Origin of the sequence: Cryobacterium sp. TMT2-10 (genome assembly GCF_004403075.1) — a bacterium.
GTDB classification, from domain to species: Bacteria; Actinomycetota; Actinomycetes; order Actinomycetales; family Microbacteriaceae; genus Cryobacterium; species Cryobacterium shii.
Window position 1 is genome coordinate 1 of record NZ_SOGW01000134.1, and the last position, 18103, is coordinate 18103.

Consider the following 18103-nt stretch of genomic DNA (forward strand, 5'->3'; position numbering starts at 1 on the left):
GCCGGCGCGGCATCGCCGCCGCGTCCGCCACGGCCGTTGCCCTGGCCGCCGCGTCCGCCGCCGTCACGCTCGTCGCGGTTGACGCGCTTGCGCTGGGCGTTGGCGCCCTGCGAACGGCCGCCCTGGGACTGGCCCTGCGGCTGCTCGACGCGGGGGACCGGCTTGACGTAGGCGGCGACGTCGCCGACGAGGGCGTCCACGGCCGGGGAGCTCGCGGTCACGCGCTGCGGGGACACCTTGATGGCGGCCTTGCGGAGGAGTGCGTCGGTGTCGCGACGCTGCTCGGGGAGGACCAGGGTCACAACGTCACCGGCGCTGCCGGCGCGGGCGGTGCGGCCCGAGCGGTGCAGGTACGCCTTGTGCTCGGCCGGCGGGTCGACGTGGATGACGAGTTCGATGTCGTCGACGTGCACGCCGCGGGCCGCGACATCCGTGGCGACGAGCACCTTCACGTCGCCGGCGCTGAACGCCGCGAGGTTGCGGTCACGAGCCACCTGCGAGAGGTTGCCGTGCAGGTCGACGGAGGGGATCCCGGCGTCGGTGAGCGACTTGGCGAGCTTCTTGGCCTGGTGCTTGGTGCGCATGAAGAGGATCCGGCGGCCGGAACCGCTGGCCAGCTTCTCGACGAGCGCCTTCTTCGATTCGACGCCGTCGATCTCGAACACGTGGTGGGTCATCGCGGAGACGTGGCTGTTGGCCTCGTCGACCGAGTGCATGACCTCGTTGTGCAGGAAGCGGCGCACGATCTTGTCCACGCCGTTGTCGAGCGTGGCCGAGAACAGCAGGCGCTGGCCGCTGCTGGGCGTCTTGTCCATGATGCGCGTGACGACGGGCAGGAAGCCCAGGTCGGCCATGTGGTCGGCCTCGTCGAGCACGGTGATCTCGACGGCGTCCAGGCTGATAAAGCCCTGCTTCATCAGGTCTTCGAGGCGGCCGGGGCAGGCCACGACGATGTCGACGCCCGCCTTGAGCGCGGAGACCTGGCGGCCCTGCGAGACGCCGCCGAAGATGGTGGTCGTGTTGAGGCCGTAGGCCTCGGCCAGCGGGGTGAGTGCGTTGGTGATCTGCGTGGCCAGCTCGCGGGTCGGGGCGAGGATCAGGCCCAGCGGACGACCGGGGCGGCGCTTGCCGCCGGCGAGCTTGCCGCCAAGGCGCGACACCATGGGCAGCGCGAACGCGAGCGTCTTGCCCGAGCCGGTCTTGCCGCGGCCGAGAACGTCGCGACCGTTGAGGGTGTCGGGCAGGGTGTCGATCTGGATCGGGAAGGGGCTGTCGATACCCTGACTCGTCAGGACGGAGACGAGAGGGGCCGGCACGCCAAGCGCGCTAAAGGACGAAATTTCAGACAAAGTGGTGCCTTTCGGGCATCAGATTCCCCCGGTATCCGTTCCGCAAGGGCGGTAACTCGGAGACCAAAGAGGATTCACATGGCGAAGGTGCCGATGGGCACATCCGTTCGCCGTAAGAAGGTTTCATTCGAAAAATCCGGCCGGCCCACGAGTGGGTGGCCGCAATAAGAAGAGGGCGTTCTACGACGCAGCGAGCGCAACTACGCACTCGCAAGCCTTCAGTCTAGCGGATGCTGTCAAGCCTCCGGGTCGAACGCCCGGCTGTGCAGCTGCGCCGGGTGGCGTTCCTCACCCGGGGAGAGCTCCCCGACGGGCACCTCAGCGGTCACGATATTGCCGGCCTGGGGCAGGGGACAGGCCCACATCGGGTCGTACGCGCAGGACGGGTTGTAGGCGAAATTGAAGTCGAGGATGAGGGTGTTGTCGTCGGCGCCGGCCCCGAGGTCGGCCCCCTTCACGGTGTCGAGAAGGTAGCGGCCGCCGCCGTAGGTCCCACCCGGCTTGCCGGCCAGCCCGTCCCGGAACGGCAGGAACAGCCCGCCGCCGTAGCAGGAGAGCCGCCACAGGTCGATCGCGCCCAGGTAGGGCAGCCGCACCGAGCCGACCAGGTCGAACGGCACCTTGCCGTCCGTACCGGTGTCGACGGCGATGTGCACCGGCTGTTCCGCCCGGTGCACCTCCACCTCGAACCGCCAGTCGGGGTCGTACGCGGCGACCGGCAGCCCGGTGAAGACCGCTCGGTCGTCGGGCAGCAGAGGCGACGACGGATGTCCCGCGAACAGGTCGTCGCGACCGCTTCGCCACAGCTCGTGGCCGGCGGCCGGGTCGTGCGCGCTGATCTGGCGCACGCCGGCGTACAGCCCGAACACCCTCCGGCGCCAGTCGGCCACCTGCAGGGCGCCGAGGGTGGTGCTCACTGGGTCACGCCGGTGTCGGGGACCGAGTCGGCCGGGGCCTGCTCGGCCGGGGCCTGCCCGGCCGGGGCCTGCCCGGCCGAGGCCTGCCCGGCCGAGGCCTGCCCGGCCTGCTCGGGGGACGGCTGCACATCGACGCCGAGGTCGAGCTGCCAGGTCGGCGCGAGGCGCTTCAGCTGGCGCATCCGCCACTGCCACAGGGCCCAGAACACCGGCCAGCTGGCGACGGTGAGGGCGCCGGTGCGGAAGATCAGCTGGTCGCGGAAGAGGGTCTTGCCGGTGCCGGCCGGGTCGGGGGCCACGGCCATCCGGTGGTCCCACAGCGTGACCGCGGCCAGGGCGCCGGACACGCCGCGCCCGGTGTCGCGCAGAATGCGCACCCCGTCCGGGCGGGTCGTCGCCATCGCCAGGCGGATCACCTGGTCACCCATCGGCACCAGGCCGAGCGCTGTCATGCTGACCGGGTGTTCACCCGGTTCCCAGGCCGTGGGGAAGCCGTCCGCCTCGAGGGATTCGACGCTCACCACGGGGGAGCTCACCTCCCGGAACACGGCGGGGCTCCGCAGGGCGCGCCAGGCGGCATCCGGGGAACAGTCGAGAATCTCTTTCAGAAGAACGCGCATGACCCCAGTCTGTTGTGCTTCGGCATGCAGTACAACTAAGAGGGTGGCAATTCGATACTGGCTGGGCGTCGCGTCACGCGAACACGTGCTGCGCGCCGTCTCGGTGGGGCTCGTGCAGGCCCGCCACAGCGCGCGTGCGGCGCTCGAAGACATGGGCGAGTCCGACGGGATGGTCTACTACTCGCCGAAAACCGACCTCGACGGCGACCGGCTCCGCGAGTTCACCGCCATCGGGCGCATCGCCCCGGGGCTCGTGCACCAGGGCGAGTCCGCCGCCCCCACCTCCTACCGGCCGTGGCGCCGCCGCGTCGACTACGACCCGGATGCCATCGCCACCTCGATCCGGCCGCTGCTCTCGGTGCTCGAGTTCACCCGCGACGATCCGAACTGGGGCTACCGGCTGCGGCGGGGCCTGCTGCAGCTCTCCCGGCACGACTACGACGTGATCCGGCGGCAGATGCGCCGCCTGTAACCGCCCCAGCTATCCTCGTGCCGCACTCACCCGCGCCATACTTCGCCGAGTTCGCCACTTGCGGTCGAGTTCGCCGCACACACCTGTCGAAGTCGACCGGAAGTGGCGACTTCGGCGCGGGTCGCCGGGTGTAGCCGCACGGATGCGCCGGGTCCCGCGCCTGCCTGCCGCGTTCGCTCGCACTCCGCGCGCCAGTTCGTCCCGGTCCACCTTCGCCGAGTTCGCCACTTGCGGTCGAGTTCGCCGCACACACCTGTCGAAGTCGACCGGAAGTGGCGACTTCGGCGCGGGTGGGGCGCGGGTGGGGGGCGAGTGGGCGCGAGCGGCGACGAGTGGCCACGAGGCACCGGGTGTGCGGCCGCACGGAGCCGCCGGGTGTGCGGCCGCACGGATGCGCCGACGCGGCCCGGTGCGCCGGCGATTGTCGGCGGGATCGGCGATTTTCAGAGCAGAGTGCCAGTGAGGCCGCCCTGTCGCGCCGGCATCCGTTGATTAGACTTCGAGCATGACAGGCGAGTTGTGGTGGGTGCCTTCGGCGGTCGTCTTCGGCGGGGCGGGCGCGATCGTGGTGCTGCTGGGGGCGCTTGCCCGCCGCCGCGGCCGGACGCACGCCCGGGAAGACCGCTCCCTGGCGGACGGGCGGGTGCGGGCGGCCTCCATCGCGCTGGTTCGCGCGGACGACGTGGTCCAGGCCACCGCCGACGAACTCGGTTTCGCGGAGGCGCAGTTCGGGCAGAACGCCACCCATGACTTCGCCGCGGCGCACGACGCCTCCCGCCGGCAGGTGCGCGACGCCTTCGCCCTGCAACAGAAACTCGACGACAGCGAGCCGGAGAGCGAGAGCGAACGCCGCCACTGGACCGAGCAGATCATCGTGCTCGCCGACGAGGCCACGAAGCGACTGACCGAGCAGGACCGCGACTTCTCCAGCCGCCGCGGCCTCGAACGTGACGCGCCCCACCTGCTCGATCAGCTGCGCCGGCGCCTCACCCGGGTCGCCGAGCGGGTCAAGGCCGGGGAGGCCAGCCTCAAACGGCTCGGCGCGACCTATGCCCCATCGGCCCTCGCCCCGATCAGCGGCAATGTGGTGCGTGCGCAGGCCGCCCTGGACGAGGCCAGGCTGGCCACGGATGCCGCCGCCGCGCGGCTCGACCGGGCCTCCTCCGAACCCGTGGGCGACCAGTTGCGCGAGGCCGAGCACGGTCTCTACCGCGCCGGCAAGCTCCTCGACGCGATCGAAACCGGCGAGGACCAGCTGCATATCGGCTTCGCCTCGCTGACCCGGGCCCTCGTGGATGCCGACGCCGAGCTGGCCGAGGCGCGCCGGCTGCGGGACACCCACGAGGAGACCGAGGCGCGCACCGAACTCAACCGTGTGATCGCGGTGTCCGACCGGGTGGTCGGCGAGCTCCGGCATCCGTCGCGCCTGAGCGATCCGGCGGCCGACCTGGCTCGGCTGCGGGAAGCGATCGGCGGCCTGGACGTGACCCGCTCCGAGGCCCGCAACCGCCAGTTGCGGCTGGAGAACGCCCGCGGGGCGCTGATCGGCGCGCTCCTGGCCGCCCGCAGCCAGATCAGGGTCACCCGCGACTTCATCGCCGCGCACCCCGGACGCGTCGGGTCGCCCGCCCGCACCCGCCTCGCCGAGGCGGAACGGCAGTTGAGCCTGGCCACCGCGGAGGCCGACCCGGTCGCCGCCCTGGACACCGCCCGCCGCGCGATGACCCATGCGACGGATGCCGACGCGCTCGCCCGTTTCGACACCCTGTAGCGCGCTCTGCCCGCTGCGCAACCGCGCCGTGCGCCGCGGGCCCCTGTGCCCCGGACCCGCGCGCCCCGCGCCCCGGACCCCCGGACCCCCGGACCCCCGCGCCCCGGACCCCCGCGCCCCGCTACCCTTGTGGCGTGATCAACGCCCAGCCCCAGCAGAAGTACCAGGTTCGGTTCGACGTCGGCCTGGCCGGATTCGAGGCCCTCGCCGGTGCGGCGGATGTGGTCGTNCCAGCAGAAGTACCAGGTTCGGTTCGACGTCGGCCTGGCCGGATTCGAGGCCCTCGCCGGTGCGGCGGATGTGGTCGTGCTGGCCGACGCCCTGCCGCCCGCACCGGGTGAGGCCGGCCCCACGGTGTCGCTGGCCGCGCACCAGGTCATCACGGCGAACCTCGACACCAGTTCCCGGGTCGCCGAGTGGGTGCTCGCCCGCCAGACCGAGAAGGGCGACCGGTTCGCCGTCGCCGTGATCGCCGTGGGCGGGCGCCGCGCCGATGGCGGCGGCCGGTTCGCGGTGGAGGACTTCCTGGTCGCCGGGGCCGTGATCGACGCCCTGTCCGCGCTCGGCATCGACCACTGCTCACCCGAGGCGGCCGCCGCGTCCGCCGCGTTCTCCGGCCTCCAGCGGGCCGTGCGCCACCTCGTCACCGCCTCCGAAACCGGCCTGGCGCTCGCCGCAGACGGGCGCCAGGCCGAGGTGCAGGCCGCGCTCGCGCCAGACCTGTCGACGACGGATGCCGGAGCCGGCCGGCCGGGAATCTCCCGGGTGCGGGAATTCGCCTTCCCCGTCTGAGGTTTGCTCCAGCACGACCGGAATCCCGTCCGGAATCCCGTCCGGAACGGTCGCCTCGAATCGAAGGAGCAGCTCCCATGCAGGCAGTACTCAACGGCGTCGTAGTCGCCGAAGCACCCCAGTCCGACCTGCTCAAGATCGAGGGCACCTGGTACTTCCCGCCGACGAGCGTGAATGCGGACCTGCTCGTGAAGAGCCCGACCCGGTACACCTGCTCCTGGAAGGGCGAGTGCCAGTACTTCAGTGTCCTGGACGGCGAGACCCTGCTTCAGGACCGCGCGTTCAGCTACCCGGCCCCGCCGGCGGCCTCCTTCGCCCGGGTCGGCCAGGACTACAGCAACTACATCGCCTTCTGGAAGGAAGTCCGGGTCTCCGAGTAGCGGTCGCTGAGTAGCGGTCTCAGAGTCGCCCGTGATGCGCCGGGCGGTTGCTCGGCGGGTGGCGCGCGGCTCGAGGCTCTCGGGCTGCGGCCTTCGGTGCCGCCCCGGGTTCCAACGCACTGCCGGTGTTGGCCACCTCAGCTGCCGGTGGCGGCCGCGGCGCGTCTCCGGGCCACCGCGGTGATCTCGCGCCGGGTCCAGTTGATCAGGAACGCCCGGTCGAACCCGCGCCCGCACAGCCCACAGGCGAAGGCGCGGGTCGGCTGGCGGTAGCGGTAGTGCACGTGCCCGGCCGGGCAGGTGCCGACCCAGGGCGCGAGCTCGTCGGCGATCTCCCCGTCGTGCGTGCGCTTGCCGTCGTAGCCGAGGTTGAACGCGGTCAGTTTCCACTTCGGGCCGTGGCCGGCGCGGGGCCCCGCGAGGGCGTGTGCCACCTCGTGCAGCAGGATCTGGTGCACCTCGTCATCCTCGTAACGCGCGGCCAGGTACCGGGACACGGTGATGCGCCGGGCGGTGAAGTTGCAGAGGCCGGCCCGCTTCTTCGCGTTGTCGAACGCGAACGACCAGGTGGGGTCGAGGTGCAGGGCGATGAGGGCGTCGGCCCAGTGTCGCACTCGGTCGAGGTCGGCCATCAGGGCGCCACCCTCACCTGGTAGAGCCTGTCGTCGCCGGGGGAGGGTGTGCCGCGGCCATCCGTGTTATTACTCACGAACCACAGTGTGCCATTGGGGCCGGACACCACATCACGCAGTCGCCCGAAGCTGCCTGCGAACCAGTCGTCGACCTCGCCTGTGGAGGGAACGATGCGCCAGAGGCGCTCGCCGCGGAGAGCCGCCATGAAGAGGGTGTCGTTGACGACGGCCAGGCCGCTGGGGCTGGCCTCGCTGGTGGGCCACTGCTCGACCGGGTCGATGAAGCCGGAATCATTGGCCTGGCCGGTGCCCTTCCCCTCGACGGTGGGCCAGCCGTAGTTGCCGCCGGGAACGATGCGGTTCAGTTCGTCCCAGGTGTTCTGGCCGAACTCGCTGGCCCAGAGGGCCCCGGTGCTGTCCCAGGCGATGCCCTGCGGATTGCGGTGACCGTAGGAGTAGACGAGGGTGCCGAACGGGTTGCCGGCCGGTACGCCACCGGTCGGCGTCATGCGCAGGATCTTGCCGCCGAGCGAGCTCAGGTTCTGCGCGTTGGCGGTGTTCCCGGCGTCCCCGGCGGTGGCGTAGAGCAGGCCGTCCGGTCCGAATCCGAGCCGGCCGCCGTTGTGGTTGCCGGCCTTCGGGATGCCGCGGAGCACCGGTTCCGGGTCGCCGAGGGTGTGGCTGCCCGCGGCGCCGAGGAGCGGCATCCGCACGATCTGGTTGTCGTCGGCGGTCGTGGCGTAGGCGTAGACCCAGCCGGTCCCGCCCGGTGCGGCCGAGTCGGCCAGGGCGGCGAGGCCGAGCAGGCCGCCTTCGCCCTGCGGTCGCACATCGGCGACCCGTCCGGCGTCCCGCAGGGTGCCGTCGGGCAGGAGCTCACGAACGAGCGCCGTGTCACGCTCGCTGATCAGGGTGCTCCCGTCGGGCAGGCGCAGGATCGACCACGGCGCCTCGAGCCCGGACGCGATCACGACGGGGTCCCCGACCGGGCGAACCGGCGGCACGCTGGTGCCGCTGGTGCCGCTGGTGCCGCCGCTGCCGCCGGCAGGCGACCCCGTTTGCGACGGATCAGGTCGGGCCGGGGTCTCGCTGGCCGCCGTCGGCGCCGGAGCGCCTGACGTGCAGGCGCTGAGCAGCGGCACCGCGCCGAGCACCAGCGCCAGGCCCACGGCGATGGCGACCATCCGCCCTCGGCCGCCGGGACGCATCCGCCCGTTCATGTCCTACCTCGTTTCGCGCCGGGTGTCCTGTGCTGTCCTCTGCACGTTCCGGCATGCCCCGGATTTCGGCTGCGGGTCGGGCACCGTTCCCGTGCATAACTCCTGCAAAACCGTTCGGGGTGCCGGCGTGGGCCGCGTGATTCCGGCTTCGGCACAACTGGCGCGCACAAATTGCAGGAGTTACGTTCGGGGTGCCGGGGTGCCGGGTGCGGGTGCGGGGCGCCGGAGTCAGCTGCGCGCGGTGCCCTCGGCGATGTACGACTCGACCACGGCAACCGCGATCAGGGCGCTCTCCAGCAGTGCGGGGGTGGCGCCCGCCTTCTCCTGCAGGAACACCGCCGCCGTGAAGTCGGCCATAGCCGCCTCGAGTTCGCCCTGTTCGAAGTAGACCTTGCCCCGGTTCTCCCGGGCGGACGCGGCCACGGCGGTCCACTCGTGCGTCTCGGATTCGAGAACGCAGTGGGTCAGCTCGGCGGCCGCCTCGTCGAGCTTGCCCATGAACTGCTGCACCTGCGCACGACGGATGCGGCAGTTCGCGAGTTCTTCCCGCGACCCGGTGAACCGGGCCTGGCGCAGGGCCGTGCTGGCGATGTCCCAGGCCTCGTCGAGCCGGCCGATCAGCCGCAGCAGCGTGACCTTCTCGTTGAGGGCGGACTGGCTGCGCAGGGCCCCGAGCTCGTCGAGGCGCAGTTCGGCGGCATGGAGGTCGACTTTTTCACGCAGGGTGACGGCGTCGTAGCCAGTGATGATGGGCAGGGTGTGGTCCTGAGGCGAAGGCGGCAGCTGCCGCGGGAGGAACGTGGTCCCGTCCACACTAACCCCGGCCGGGCGAGGCCGGTCCCCGTTCAGGGGATATCCGCCCGCCAGTTGTGGCCAACTCAGGAGATACCGGCCCGGCAGCCCGCCGCGCCGCATAGAAACGGATGCCCGGAGTCGGCTCCCGCAGGATCTCCTGAGTTAGCCCCAAGCCGCCGGGAGCCCCCTGCCGAGCTAGGTCAGGCACCCGTTGAGGGGATATCCACCCGCCAGCTGTGGCTAACTCAGGAAATACCCGTTGGACAAGTTGCAGGGCCGCGCAAAGACGGATGCCCGAAGCCCGCCTCCGCGAGATCTCCTGAATTAGCCACCATGACGCCCATCACGCCCATCACGCCCATGACGCCCATCACGCTCATCACGCGCGACGAGGCGGCGGCTCAGTTGCCGACCTGGAAGACCGTGCGGCCGGGCAGCGGGGACGGGGTCGCCGTCGCATCCGTCGTCACCATGGCGGTGGCCATGAACTGCGCGAGCTCGGCGCCCTCGACCACCTTCGACGGGTGCGGCCCGCCGGCGAGCAGCCGCTGCACCCAGGTCGTGTCGATCGGCGTGTGGGCGGCCACGAAGACGATGTTGCCGAACCGGCGCCCCTTGAGCACCTGCGTCTCGGCGAGGGCGAGCACGTGGGCGAACACGGCCGACAGCGTCGCGGCCTGCGAGCGCGCGAACGGCAGTCCGGGCCCGTCGGCGGCGTTCACGACGAGCACCCCGCGCGGGCTGAGCAGGGGAGCGGCCAGCTTGTAGAACTCCCGGCTGGTGACGTGGGCCGGGGTGCGCGCCCCGGAGAAGATGTCGACGACGACCAGGTCGACCGCGCCGTGCAGCCCGGCCGGCAGCTTGGCCAGCACCTCGCGCGCGTCGCCGTGGCGCACCCGCAGGTTCGCGCGCTTGTCCCAGGGCAGCTCCGCCCGCACGAAGTCGATCAGGTCGCTCTCCAGCTCCACCACCTGCTGCCGCGAACCGGGGCGGGTGGCCTCCACATATCGCGGCAGCGTCAGCGCGCCGGCGCCGAGGTGCACGGCCGTGATCGGCTCGCCCACGTCGCCGATCAGGTCGATCACGTGGCCGATCCGCTGCACGTACTCGAAGAACAGGTCGCCGGGGTTGTCCAGGTTCACGTTCGACTGCGGGGTGCCGTCCACGATCAGGTTGAAGCTGCCCGGGGTGAACCGGTCGGGTTCGATCACGGCGTGGTGACCGCTCAGTTTCAGGGTGATCGACGGATGCTCTGCTGCAGGCCTGCTCATCCCTCCAGTTTGCGCCCTCCCCGGCCGCGGCGGGCACGGAGGTCGCCCCGCGGTGGGACCCGACTTATACCTGAGAATTTGCAGACGGTCAAGAATTCGGTGGACAACAGGGGTATAAGCCGCATACACTTGACCTTTGCGCTCCCAGACAAATTAATGCCTTCATATTGCGGTCGGCTTTGCGTGCTCAAGCCACCTTGACGCATACCTCGTTCCAGAACTTTTGAACACAGAGGGTCTGAGGAGTTCGTACTCAGTATTCATTACTGGTACTCGGTATTCATTTCTAACAGTGACTAGACCTGACGGGGTCTACGGAGGTTATTTCCTTGGCTGCTGCGCGCAACGCAACCACCAATTCACCCAAGAACGGACGCGCCGCTGGGCGTCTTTCGTTCGCGAAGATCACCGACAATCTGACTGTTCCGGACCTGCTCGCTTTGCAGACCGAGAGCTTCGATTGGCTCGTTGGCAACGACAAATGGAAACAGCGCATTGCTGAAGGCCAGGCGGCCGGTCGTCAGGACCTGCCGACCCGCACCGGCCTCGACGAGATCTTCGAAGAGATCTCCCCGATCGAGGACCTCGGCGAAACGATGCAGCTGTCGTTCACCAACCCGGAGCTCGAGCCGGAGAAGTACACCATTGACGAGTGCAAGGAAAAGGGTAAGACCTACTCCGCACCCCTCTATGTGAACGCTGAGTTCATGAACCACCTCACCGGTGAGATCAAGACCCAGACCGTGTTCATGGGTGACTTCCCGCTGATGACCCCCAAGGGCACCTTCGTGATCAACGGCACCGAGCGTGTCGTCGTCTCGCAGCTCGTCCGCTCGCCCGGCGTGTACTTCGACCGCCAGCAGGAGAAGACGTCCGACAAGGACATCTACTCCGCTCGCGTCATCCCGAGCCGCGGCGCCTGGCTCGAATTCGAGATCGACAAGCGCGACCAGGTCGGCGTTCGCATCGACCGCAAGCGCAAGCAGTCGGTGACTGTCTTCCTCAAGGCCCTCGGCCTCACGAGCGAAGAGATCCTCGAAGAGTTCAAGGGCTTCGCGTCCATCGAGCTCACCCTTGAGAAGGACAACATCCTGACCAAGGAAGAAGCCCTCAAGGACATCTACCGCAAGCTGCGTCCGGGCGAACAGGTTGCCGCCGAGGCCGCCCGCGCGCTCCTCGACAACTTCTTCTTCAACTCCAAGCGCTACGACCTGGCCAAGGTCGGTCGTTACAAGATCAACCGCAAGCTCGGCCTCGAAGCGCCGCTCGGCGACTCCGTGCTGACGCTCAAGGACATCCTGGCCACGATCAAGTACCTGGTTGCGCTGCACGACAACCAGACCACGATCGCCGGGATCCGCGACGGCAAGCCCACCGACATCCGCATCGACATCGACGACATCGACCACTTCGGTAACCGTCGCATCCGTGCCGTCGGCGAGCTCATCCAGAACCAGGTCCGCACCGGCCTGTCCCGCATGGAGCGCGTCGTTCGCGAGCGCATGACCACGCAGGACATCGAAGCGATCACCCCGCAGACCCTGATCAACGTGCGCCCCGTCGTCGCCGCGATCAAGGAGTTCTTCGGTACCTCGCAGCTGTCGCAGTTCATGGACCAGAACAACCCGCTCGCCGGACTGACGCACAAGCGTCGCCTGTCCGCGCTGGGCCCGGGTGGTCTGTCCCGTGACCGCGCCGGCGTCGAGGTGCGAGACGTTCACCCCTCGCACTACGGCCGGATGTGCCCCATTGAGACCCCGGAAGGCCCGAACATCGGCCTGATCGGTTCGCTCGCCTCGTTCGCGCGGATCAACGCCTTCGGTTTCATTGAGACCCCGTACCGCCGCGTCGTCGATGGAGTGGTCCTCAACGACCAGATCGACTACCTGACGGCCAGCGAAGAAGACGAGTTCATCGTCGCCCAGGCGAACGCGCCGCTCACCAAGGACTGGCGCTTCGCTGATGCCCGTGTTCTCGCCCGCAAGAAGGGTGGAGAGGTTGACCTCTTCCCCGCGGAAGACATCGGCTACATGGATGTTTCGCCTCGCCAGATGGTGTCCGTCGCCACCTCGCTCATCCCGTTCCTCGAGCACGACGATGCGAACCGCGCCCTCATGGGTGCCAACATGCAGCGTCAGGCCGTCCCGCTCCTGATGAGCGAGAGCCCGCTCGTCGGTACCGGCATGGAGGTCTTCGCGGCCATCGACGCCGGTGACGTGCTCACCGCCGACAAGGCCGGCGTGGTGATGGAGGTTTCGGCCGACGTCGTCACCATCCAGCTCGACGAGGGTGGAACGCAGGAGTACTACCTGCGCAAGTTCGCCCGCTCGAACCAGGGCACGAGCTACAACCACCGCGTGATCGTCACCGCCGGCGAGCGGATCGAAGTCGGCGAAGTCATCGCCGACGGCCCCGCCACCGAGAACGGCGAGCTCGCGCTCGGCAAGAACCTGCTCGTCGCGTTCATGCCGTGGGAGGGTTACAACTTCGAGGACGCGATCATCCTGAGCCAGAACCTGGTCAAGGACGACACACTCTCCTCGATTCACATCGAGGAATACGAGGTTGACGCTCGCGACACCAAGCTGGGCAAGGAAGAGATCACTCGCGACCTGCCCAACGTGTCGCCCGACCTGCTCGCCGACCTCGACGAGCGCGGCATCATCCGGATCGGTGCCGAGGTTCGCCCCGGCGACATCCTCGTCGGCAAGGTCACGCCCAAGGGCGAGACCGAGCTGTCCGCCGAGGAGCGCCTGCTGCGCGCCATCTTCAACGAGAAGAGCCGCGAAGTTCGCGACACCTCGCTGAAGGTTCCCCACGGTGAGCGCGGCACCATCATCGGTGTCAAGGTGTTCGACTCGCAGGATGGCGACGACGAGCTCGGCTCGGGCGTCAACCAGCGCGTTGCCGTCTTCATCGCTCAGAAGCGCAAGATCACCGAGGGTGACAAGCTCGCCGGCCGTCACGGCAACAAGGGTGTTATTTCCCGCATCCTGCCGATCGAGGACATGCCGTTCCTCGCCGACGGAACCCCGGTCGACATCATCCTCAACCCGCTGGGCATCCCCGGTCGAATGAACTTCGGCCAGGTCCTGGAAACCCACCTGGGCTGGATCGCCAAGCAGGGCTGGCAGGTGGAAGGCAAGCCCAAGTGGGCCGGCCGTCTGCCCGAGGCCGCTCACAGTGCAGCCCCGAACACCAAGGTCGCGACCCCGGTGTTCGACGGCGCGCTCGAGGTCGAGATCGAGGGTCTGCTGAACTCCACGACCAAGACCCGTGACGGCGACCGCCTGATCGACTCCACCGGCAAGACCCAGCTCTTCGACGGCCGCTCCGGCGAGCCGTTCCCGAACCCGGTCTCCGTGGGCTACATGTACATCCTGAAGCTCCACCACCTTGTCGATGACAAGATCCACGCCCGTTCCACCGGCCCCTACTCCATGATCACGCAGCAGCCGCTGGGTGGTAAGGCGCAGTTCGGTGGACAGCGTTTCGGTGAGATGGAGGTGTGGGCGCTCGAAGCATATGGAGCCGCTTACGCACTGCAGGAACTCCTGACGATCAAGTCTGACGATATCCTCGGCCGCGTGAAGGTCTACGAGGCCATCGTCAAGGGCGAGAACATCCAGGAGCCCGGCATCCCGGAGAGCTTCAAGGTTCTGATCAAGGAAATGCAGTCGCTGTGCCTGAACGTGGAGGTGCTGTCTTCCGACGGAACCGCCGTCAGCCTGCGCGACACGGATGACGAGGTGTTCCGCGCTGCGGAAGAACTCGGCATCAACATTTCCACCCGGTTTGAGTCGTCCTCGATCGACGACATCTAGGCCCGGCCGATGACGAACACTTCGAATACTTTCCAAGGAGAGAAATTGCTCGACGTAACCACATTTGACGAGCTTCGCATTGGCCTTGCGACCGCCGACGACATCCGTCGCTGGTCTCACGGTGAGGTCAAGAAGCCCGAAACCATCAACTACCGCACGCTCAAGCCGGAAAAAGACGGCCTGTTCGGCGAGCAGATCTTCGGCCCGTCACGGGACTGGGAATGCTCGTGCGGAAAGTACAAGCGAGTGCGCTTCAAAGGCATCGTTTGTGAGCGTTGTGGCGTAGAGGTCACGAAGTCGTCGGTGCGCCGTGAGCGCATGGGCCACATCGAGCTCGCCGCCCCGGTCACCCACATCTGGTATTTCAAGGGTGTCCCCTCGCGTCTCGGCTACCTGCTGGACATGGCTCCGAAGGACCTCGAAAAGGTCATCTACTTCGCCGCGTACATGGTCATCACGGTTGACGAAGACGGCCGCCACCAGGACATGCCCGGCCTTGAGAACGAGCTCCGCCTCGAGATCAAGACCATCGAAGGCCAGCGCGATTCCCGGATCGCCGACCGCCTGCAGCGCCTGGAGACCGACCTCGCCGCACTGGAGGCCGAAGGCGCCAAGAGCGACCAGAAGAAGCGCACCAAGGACGCCGCCGAGAAGGAGATGAGTCAGGTCCGCAAGTCTCTCGACGAGCAGATCGCTCACCTCGAGCGTGTGTGGGAAGACTTCCGCACCCTCAAGGTCGGCGACCTCAAGCCTGAGGACTCGGTCTTCCACGAGCTGCAGGACCGCTTCGGCATGTACTTCGAGGCCTACATGGGCGCCGAAGCCATCAAGAAGCGCCTGCTGGCCTTCGACCTGGTCACCGAAAGCGAGAACCTGCACCTGCAGATCGCCGAGGGCAAGGGCCAGAAGAAGATCCGTGCGATCAAGCGCCTCCGCGTGGTCAACGCGTTCATCATCACCGGCAACTCGCCGGCCGCGATGGTGCTCGACGTCGTCCCCGTGATCCCGCCCGAACTGCGCCCGATGGTGCAGCTCGACGGTGGCCGCTTCGCGACGAGCGACCTCAACGACCTCTACCGTCGTGTGATCAACCGCAACAACCGCCTGCGTCGTCTGCTTGACCTCGGTGCCCCCGAGATCATCGTGAACAACGAGAAGCGGATGCTGCAGGAGGCCGTCGACGCACTGTTCGACAACGGTCGTCGTGGTCGCCCCGTCACGGGCACCGGTAACCGCGCCCTCAAGTCCCTGAGCGACATGCTCAAGGGCAAGCAGGGTCGTTTCCGTCAGAACCTGCTCGGCAAGCGCGTCGACTACTCCGGCCGTTCGGTCATCGTCGTCGGCCCGCAGCTCAAGCTGCACCAGTGTGGTCTGCCCAAGCAGATGGCACTCGAGCTGTTCAAGCCGTTCGTGATCAAGCGCCTGATCGACCTGAGCCACGCTCAGAACATCAAGGCGGCCAAGCGCATGGTCGAACGTTCACGCCCGCAGGTCTGGGACGTGCTCGAGGAGATCATCCGCGAACGCCCCGTGCTGCTCAACCGTGCGCCCACGCTGCACCGTCTGGGTATCCAGGCGTTCGAGCCTCAGCTCGTGGAGGGTAAGGCCATCCAGCTGCACCCCCTCGTCTGTGCCGCGTTCAACGCCGACTTCGACGGTGACCAGATGGCAGTCCACCTGCCGCTGTCGATGGAAGCCCAGGCCGAAGCGCGCATCCTGATGCTCGCCTCGAACAACATCCTCAAGCCGTCAGACGGCCGCCCGGTGACCCTGCCCACCCAGGACATGATCATCGGTCTGCACCACCTGACCACGCTCAAGGAAGGCGTCATCGGCGAGGGCCGCGCGTTCTCCTCCGTTGCGGAAGCGATCCTTGCTTTCGACCAGAAGTCGCTCGACCTCAACGCCAAGGTGCGCATTCGTCTGGCCGACAAGTACTTCGAAGAGGGCACGCAGCCTGACGGCGTCGAACTCGTGGGCGGTCAAGCTGTCGGTGTCACCCTGGTCACCACGACGCTCGGCCGGGCCATCTTCAACGAGGCCATGCCGGTCGACTACCCGTACTTCGAAAAGGTCGCCGACAAGGGCAGCCTCTCGGCGATCGTCAACGACCTCGCCGAGCGGTACCCGAAGGTGGAGGTTGCCGCGACGCTGGACCGCGTCAAGGACGCCGGTTTCTACTGGGCTACCCGCTCCGGTGTGACCGTGGCGCTCAGCGACATCCTGACCCCGCCGAACAAGCCGCAGATCGTTGCCGGCTACGAGAAGCAGGCCGCCAAGGTTCAGTCGCAGTTCGAGAAGGGTCTCACGACTGACCTCGAGCGTCGCCAGGAGCTCATTCAGATCTGGACGAAGGCGACCGAAGACGTGGCCACGGCCATGCAGGCGAACTTCCCGAAGGACAACACCATCAACCGCATGGTGACGTCGGGTGCTCGTGGTAACTGGCTGCAGGTGCGAAACATCGCCGGTATGCGAGGCCTGGTCAACAACCCGAAGGGTGAGATCATCCCTCGCCCGATCATCTCGAGCTACCGCGAAGGCCTGTCCGTCGCCGAGTACTTCATTGCTACTCACGGTGCTCGTAAGGGTCTGGCCGACACGGCTCTGCGTACCGCTGACTCGGGGTACCTGACCCGTCGTCTCGTGGACGTCTCGCAGGATGTCATCATCCGTGAAGACGACTGTGGAACGACCAAGGGCCTCGAGCTGCCGATCGCCGAGATCAACCCGATGGGTGAGCTCGTTCGTCACCCCAACGTGGAGAACGCGGTCTACGCTCGCAGCCTCGCCACCCCGGCGGTCAACGCCAAGGGCGAAGTTGTGGCCGAAGCCGGCGCCGACGTGGGCGACGTGATGATCCAGAAGCTGGTCGAGGCCGGTGTCGAGAACATCAAGGTGCGCTCGGTGCTGACCTGCGAGTCGGCCGTCGGTGTCTGTGCGGTCTGCTACGGCCGTTCACTCGCCACCGGGCTGCTCGTCGACATCGGTGAGGCCGTCGGTATCATCGCCGCACAGTCCATCGGTGAGCCCGGCACGCAGCTCACCATGCGTACCTTCCACACCGGTGGATCGGCATCCGCCGACGACATCACCCAGGGTCTGCCTCGCGTGCAGGAACTGTTTGAGGCTCGTACCCCCAAGGGTGCGTCGCCGATCGTCGACACCGCCGGTCGCATCACCATCGAAGACACGGACCGCAGCCGCAAGGTGATCCTGACCCCCGACAACGGCGATGAGCCGATTGCCTACCCGGTGCTCAAGCGCTCCACCCTCCTCGTGGAGGATGGCCAGCACGTCGAGCTCGGCACGCAGATCATCATCGGCGCCGTCGACCCGAAGGAAGTTCTCCGGGTCAAGGGTGTCCGCGCCGTGCAGAAGCACATCGTCGGCGGCGTGCAGGATGTCTACCGTTCGCAGGGCGTGCCGATTCACGACAAGCACATTGAGGTCATCGTTCGCCAGATGCTCCGCAAGGTGACCGTCGTCGAACACGGCGACACCGGCCTGCTCCCGGGCGAGCTCGTCGACCGGTTGAAGTACAACGACCTCAACCGCACCGCGCTCACCGAGGGCAAGAAGACGGCCTCGGCTCGTCAGGAAGTCATGGGTATCACCAAGGCTTCGCTGGCAACCGAGTCCTGGCTGTCGGCCGCTTCCTTCCAGGAGACCACCCGGGTTTTGACCCAGGCGGCCATGGAAGGCAAGAGCGACCCGCTGATGGGCCTCAAGGAGAACGTGATCATCGGAAAGCTGATCCCGGCCGGCACCGGCCTCCCCCGTTACCGCGACGTCACCGTCGAGGCAACGGATGAAGCTAAGGCTGAGCGTTACCCGAACCGCATCTTCACCGATGATGCCGCGTTCAACGAGGGTGACCTGAGCTTCGTCGACTTCGAGAGCTTCTCGTCGGATGACTTCACCCCCGGCACCTACAACTAGCCACTAGTTCAGGTTCCACGGATGGCTCCCTGCTTCGGCAGGGGGCCATCCGGCTTTAACCCGCCGGCCATGGTTGTCGTGTCCCCGGTTCCGGCTAGGCTGAGCCCACAAGTCACGG

Annotated in this window: 13 protein-coding genes; 6 read left to right on the top strand and 7 right to left on the bottom strand. The window is 67.8% G+C overall.

Annotated features, from left to right (window positions below; translation table 11 throughout):
• The 3 genes from E3T37_RS16390 to E3T37_RS16400 all read right to left on the bottom strand — a co-directional run.
• A partial coding sequence (locus E3T37_RS16390) for a DEAD/DEAH box helicase (RefSeq protein WP_134368335.1) occupies window positions 1-1349 on the bottom strand: 1349 nt, incomplete at its 3' end.
• 236 nt (window positions 1350-1585) lie between these two features.
• Window positions 1586-2266 carry a DUF1684 domain-containing protein gene (locus E3T37_RS16395; protein ID WP_134368336.1) on the bottom strand — a complete coding sequence of 227 codons (681 nt, stop codon included), beginning with the start codon at window positions 2264-2266 and terminating at the stop codon, window positions 1586-1588.
• Entirely contained in the window at window positions 2263-2886 is a 624-nt protein-coding gene (locus E3T37_RS16400; RefSeq protein ID WP_174844107.1) for a hypothetical protein, read from the bottom strand. The genes E3T37_RS16395 and E3T37_RS16400 overlap by 4 nt, the downstream gene beginning before the upstream one ends.
• A gap of 43 nt (window positions 2887-2929) precedes the next feature.
• On the opposite strand from E3T37_RS16400, the gene E3T37_RS16405 reads away from it, so the two are divergent.
• The 4 genes from E3T37_RS16405 (at window position 2930) to E3T37_RS16420 (ending at window position 6301) form a co-directional block, all read left to right on the top strand.
• Window positions 2930-3358: an EVE domain-containing protein gene (locus E3T37_RS16405; RefSeq protein ID WP_241975916.1), complete on the top strand. Its 429-nt coding sequence runs from the start codon at window positions 2930-2932 to the stop codon at window positions 3356-3358.
• Window positions 3359-3863: 505 nt separating this feature from the next.
• Entirely contained in the window at window positions 3864-5129 is a 1266-nt protein-coding gene (locus tag E3T37_RS16410) for a hypothetical protein (protein WP_134368338.1), read from the top strand.
• A 219-nt stretch (window positions 5130-5348) separates the two neighbouring features.
• Window positions 5349-5921, top strand: coding sequence for a 2-phosphosulfolactate phosphatase (locus E3T37_RS16415; protein WP_134368339.1), 573 nt, complete (start codon window positions 5349-5351; stop codon window positions 5919-5921).
• Between the two features lie 77 nt (window positions 5922-5998).
• Complete coding sequence (locus E3T37_RS16420; protein ID WP_134368340.1) at window positions 5999-6301, top strand: DUF427 domain-containing protein; 303 nt, start codon at window positions 5999-6001, stop codon at window positions 6299-6301.
• A gap of 137 nt (window positions 6302-6438) precedes the next feature.
• Here E3T37_RS16420 and E3T37_RS16425 read toward each other — a convergent pair whose 3' ends face one another.
• The 4 genes from E3T37_RS16425 to E3T37_RS16440 form a co-directional block, all read right to left on the bottom strand.
• Window positions 6439-6933 carry a SprT-like domain-containing protein gene (locus tag E3T37_RS16425; RefSeq protein ID WP_134368341.1) on the bottom strand — a complete coding sequence of 165 codons (495 nt, stop codon included), beginning with the start codon at window positions 6931-6933 and terminating at the stop codon, window positions 6439-6441.
• Window positions 6933-8153 carry a sorbosone dehydrogenase family protein gene (locus E3T37_RS16430; protein ID WP_241981093.1) on the bottom strand — a complete coding sequence of 407 codons (1221 nt, stop codon included), beginning with the start codon at window positions 8151-8153 and terminating at the stop codon, window positions 6933-6935. The genes E3T37_RS16425 and E3T37_RS16430 overlap by 1 nt, the downstream gene beginning before the upstream one ends.
• A gap of 228 nt (window positions 8154-8381) precedes the next feature.
• A complete protein-coding gene (locus tag E3T37_RS16435; protein ID WP_241975878.1) occupies window positions 8382-8966 on the bottom strand; it encodes a hypothetical protein in 585 nt (194 codons plus the stop codon).
• Window positions 8967-9349: 383 nt separating this feature from the next.
• A complete protein-coding gene (locus E3T37_RS16440; RefSeq protein ID WP_134368342.1) occupies window positions 9350-10219 on the bottom strand; it encodes a spermidine synthase in 870 nt (289 codons plus the stop codon).
• A 329-nt stretch (window positions 10220-10548) separates the two neighbouring features.
• Between E3T37_RS16440 and rpoB the strand changes: the two genes are divergently transcribed.
• Window positions 10549-14043: a DNA-directed RNA polymerase subunit beta gene (gene rpoB, locus E3T37_RS16445; protein WP_134368343.1), complete on the top strand. Its 3495-nt coding sequence runs from the start codon at window positions 10549-10551 to the stop codon at window positions 14041-14043.
• 45 nt (window positions 14044-14088) lie between these two features.
• Window positions 14089-17985 carry a DNA-directed RNA polymerase subunit beta' gene (locus E3T37_RS16450; RefSeq protein WP_134368344.1) on the top strand — a complete coding sequence of 1299 codons (3897 nt, stop codon included), beginning with the start codon at window positions 14089-14091 and terminating at the stop codon, window positions 17983-17985.
• The last annotated feature ends 118 nt before the right edge of the window (window positions 17986-18103 follow it).

Coding starts and splice junctions, on each gene's coding strand:
- E3T37_RS16410 (WP_134368338.1), top strand. CDS start 3,864: ATGACAGGCGAGTTGTGGTGGGTGCCTTCGGCGGTCGTCTTCGGCGGG.
- E3T37_RS16430 (WP_241981093.1), bottom strand. CDS start 8,153: ATGAACGGGCGGATGCGTCCCGGCGGCCGAGGGCGGATGGTCGCCATC.
- E3T37_RS16420 (WP_134368340.1), top strand. CDS start 5,999: ATGCAGGCAGTACTCAACGGCGTCGTAGTCGCCGAAGCACCCCAGTCC.
- E3T37_RS16425 (WP_134368341.1), bottom strand. CDS start 6,933: ATGGCCGACCTCGACCGAGTGCGACACTGGGCCGACGCCCTCATCGCC.
- E3T37_RS16440 (WP_134368342.1), bottom strand. CDS start 10,219: ATGAGCAGGCCTGCAGCAGAGCATCCGTCGATCACCCTGAAACTGAGC.
- E3T37_RS16400 (WP_174844107.1), bottom strand. CDS start 2,886: ATGCGCGTTCTTCTGAAAGAGATTCTCGACTGTTCCCCGGATGCCGCC.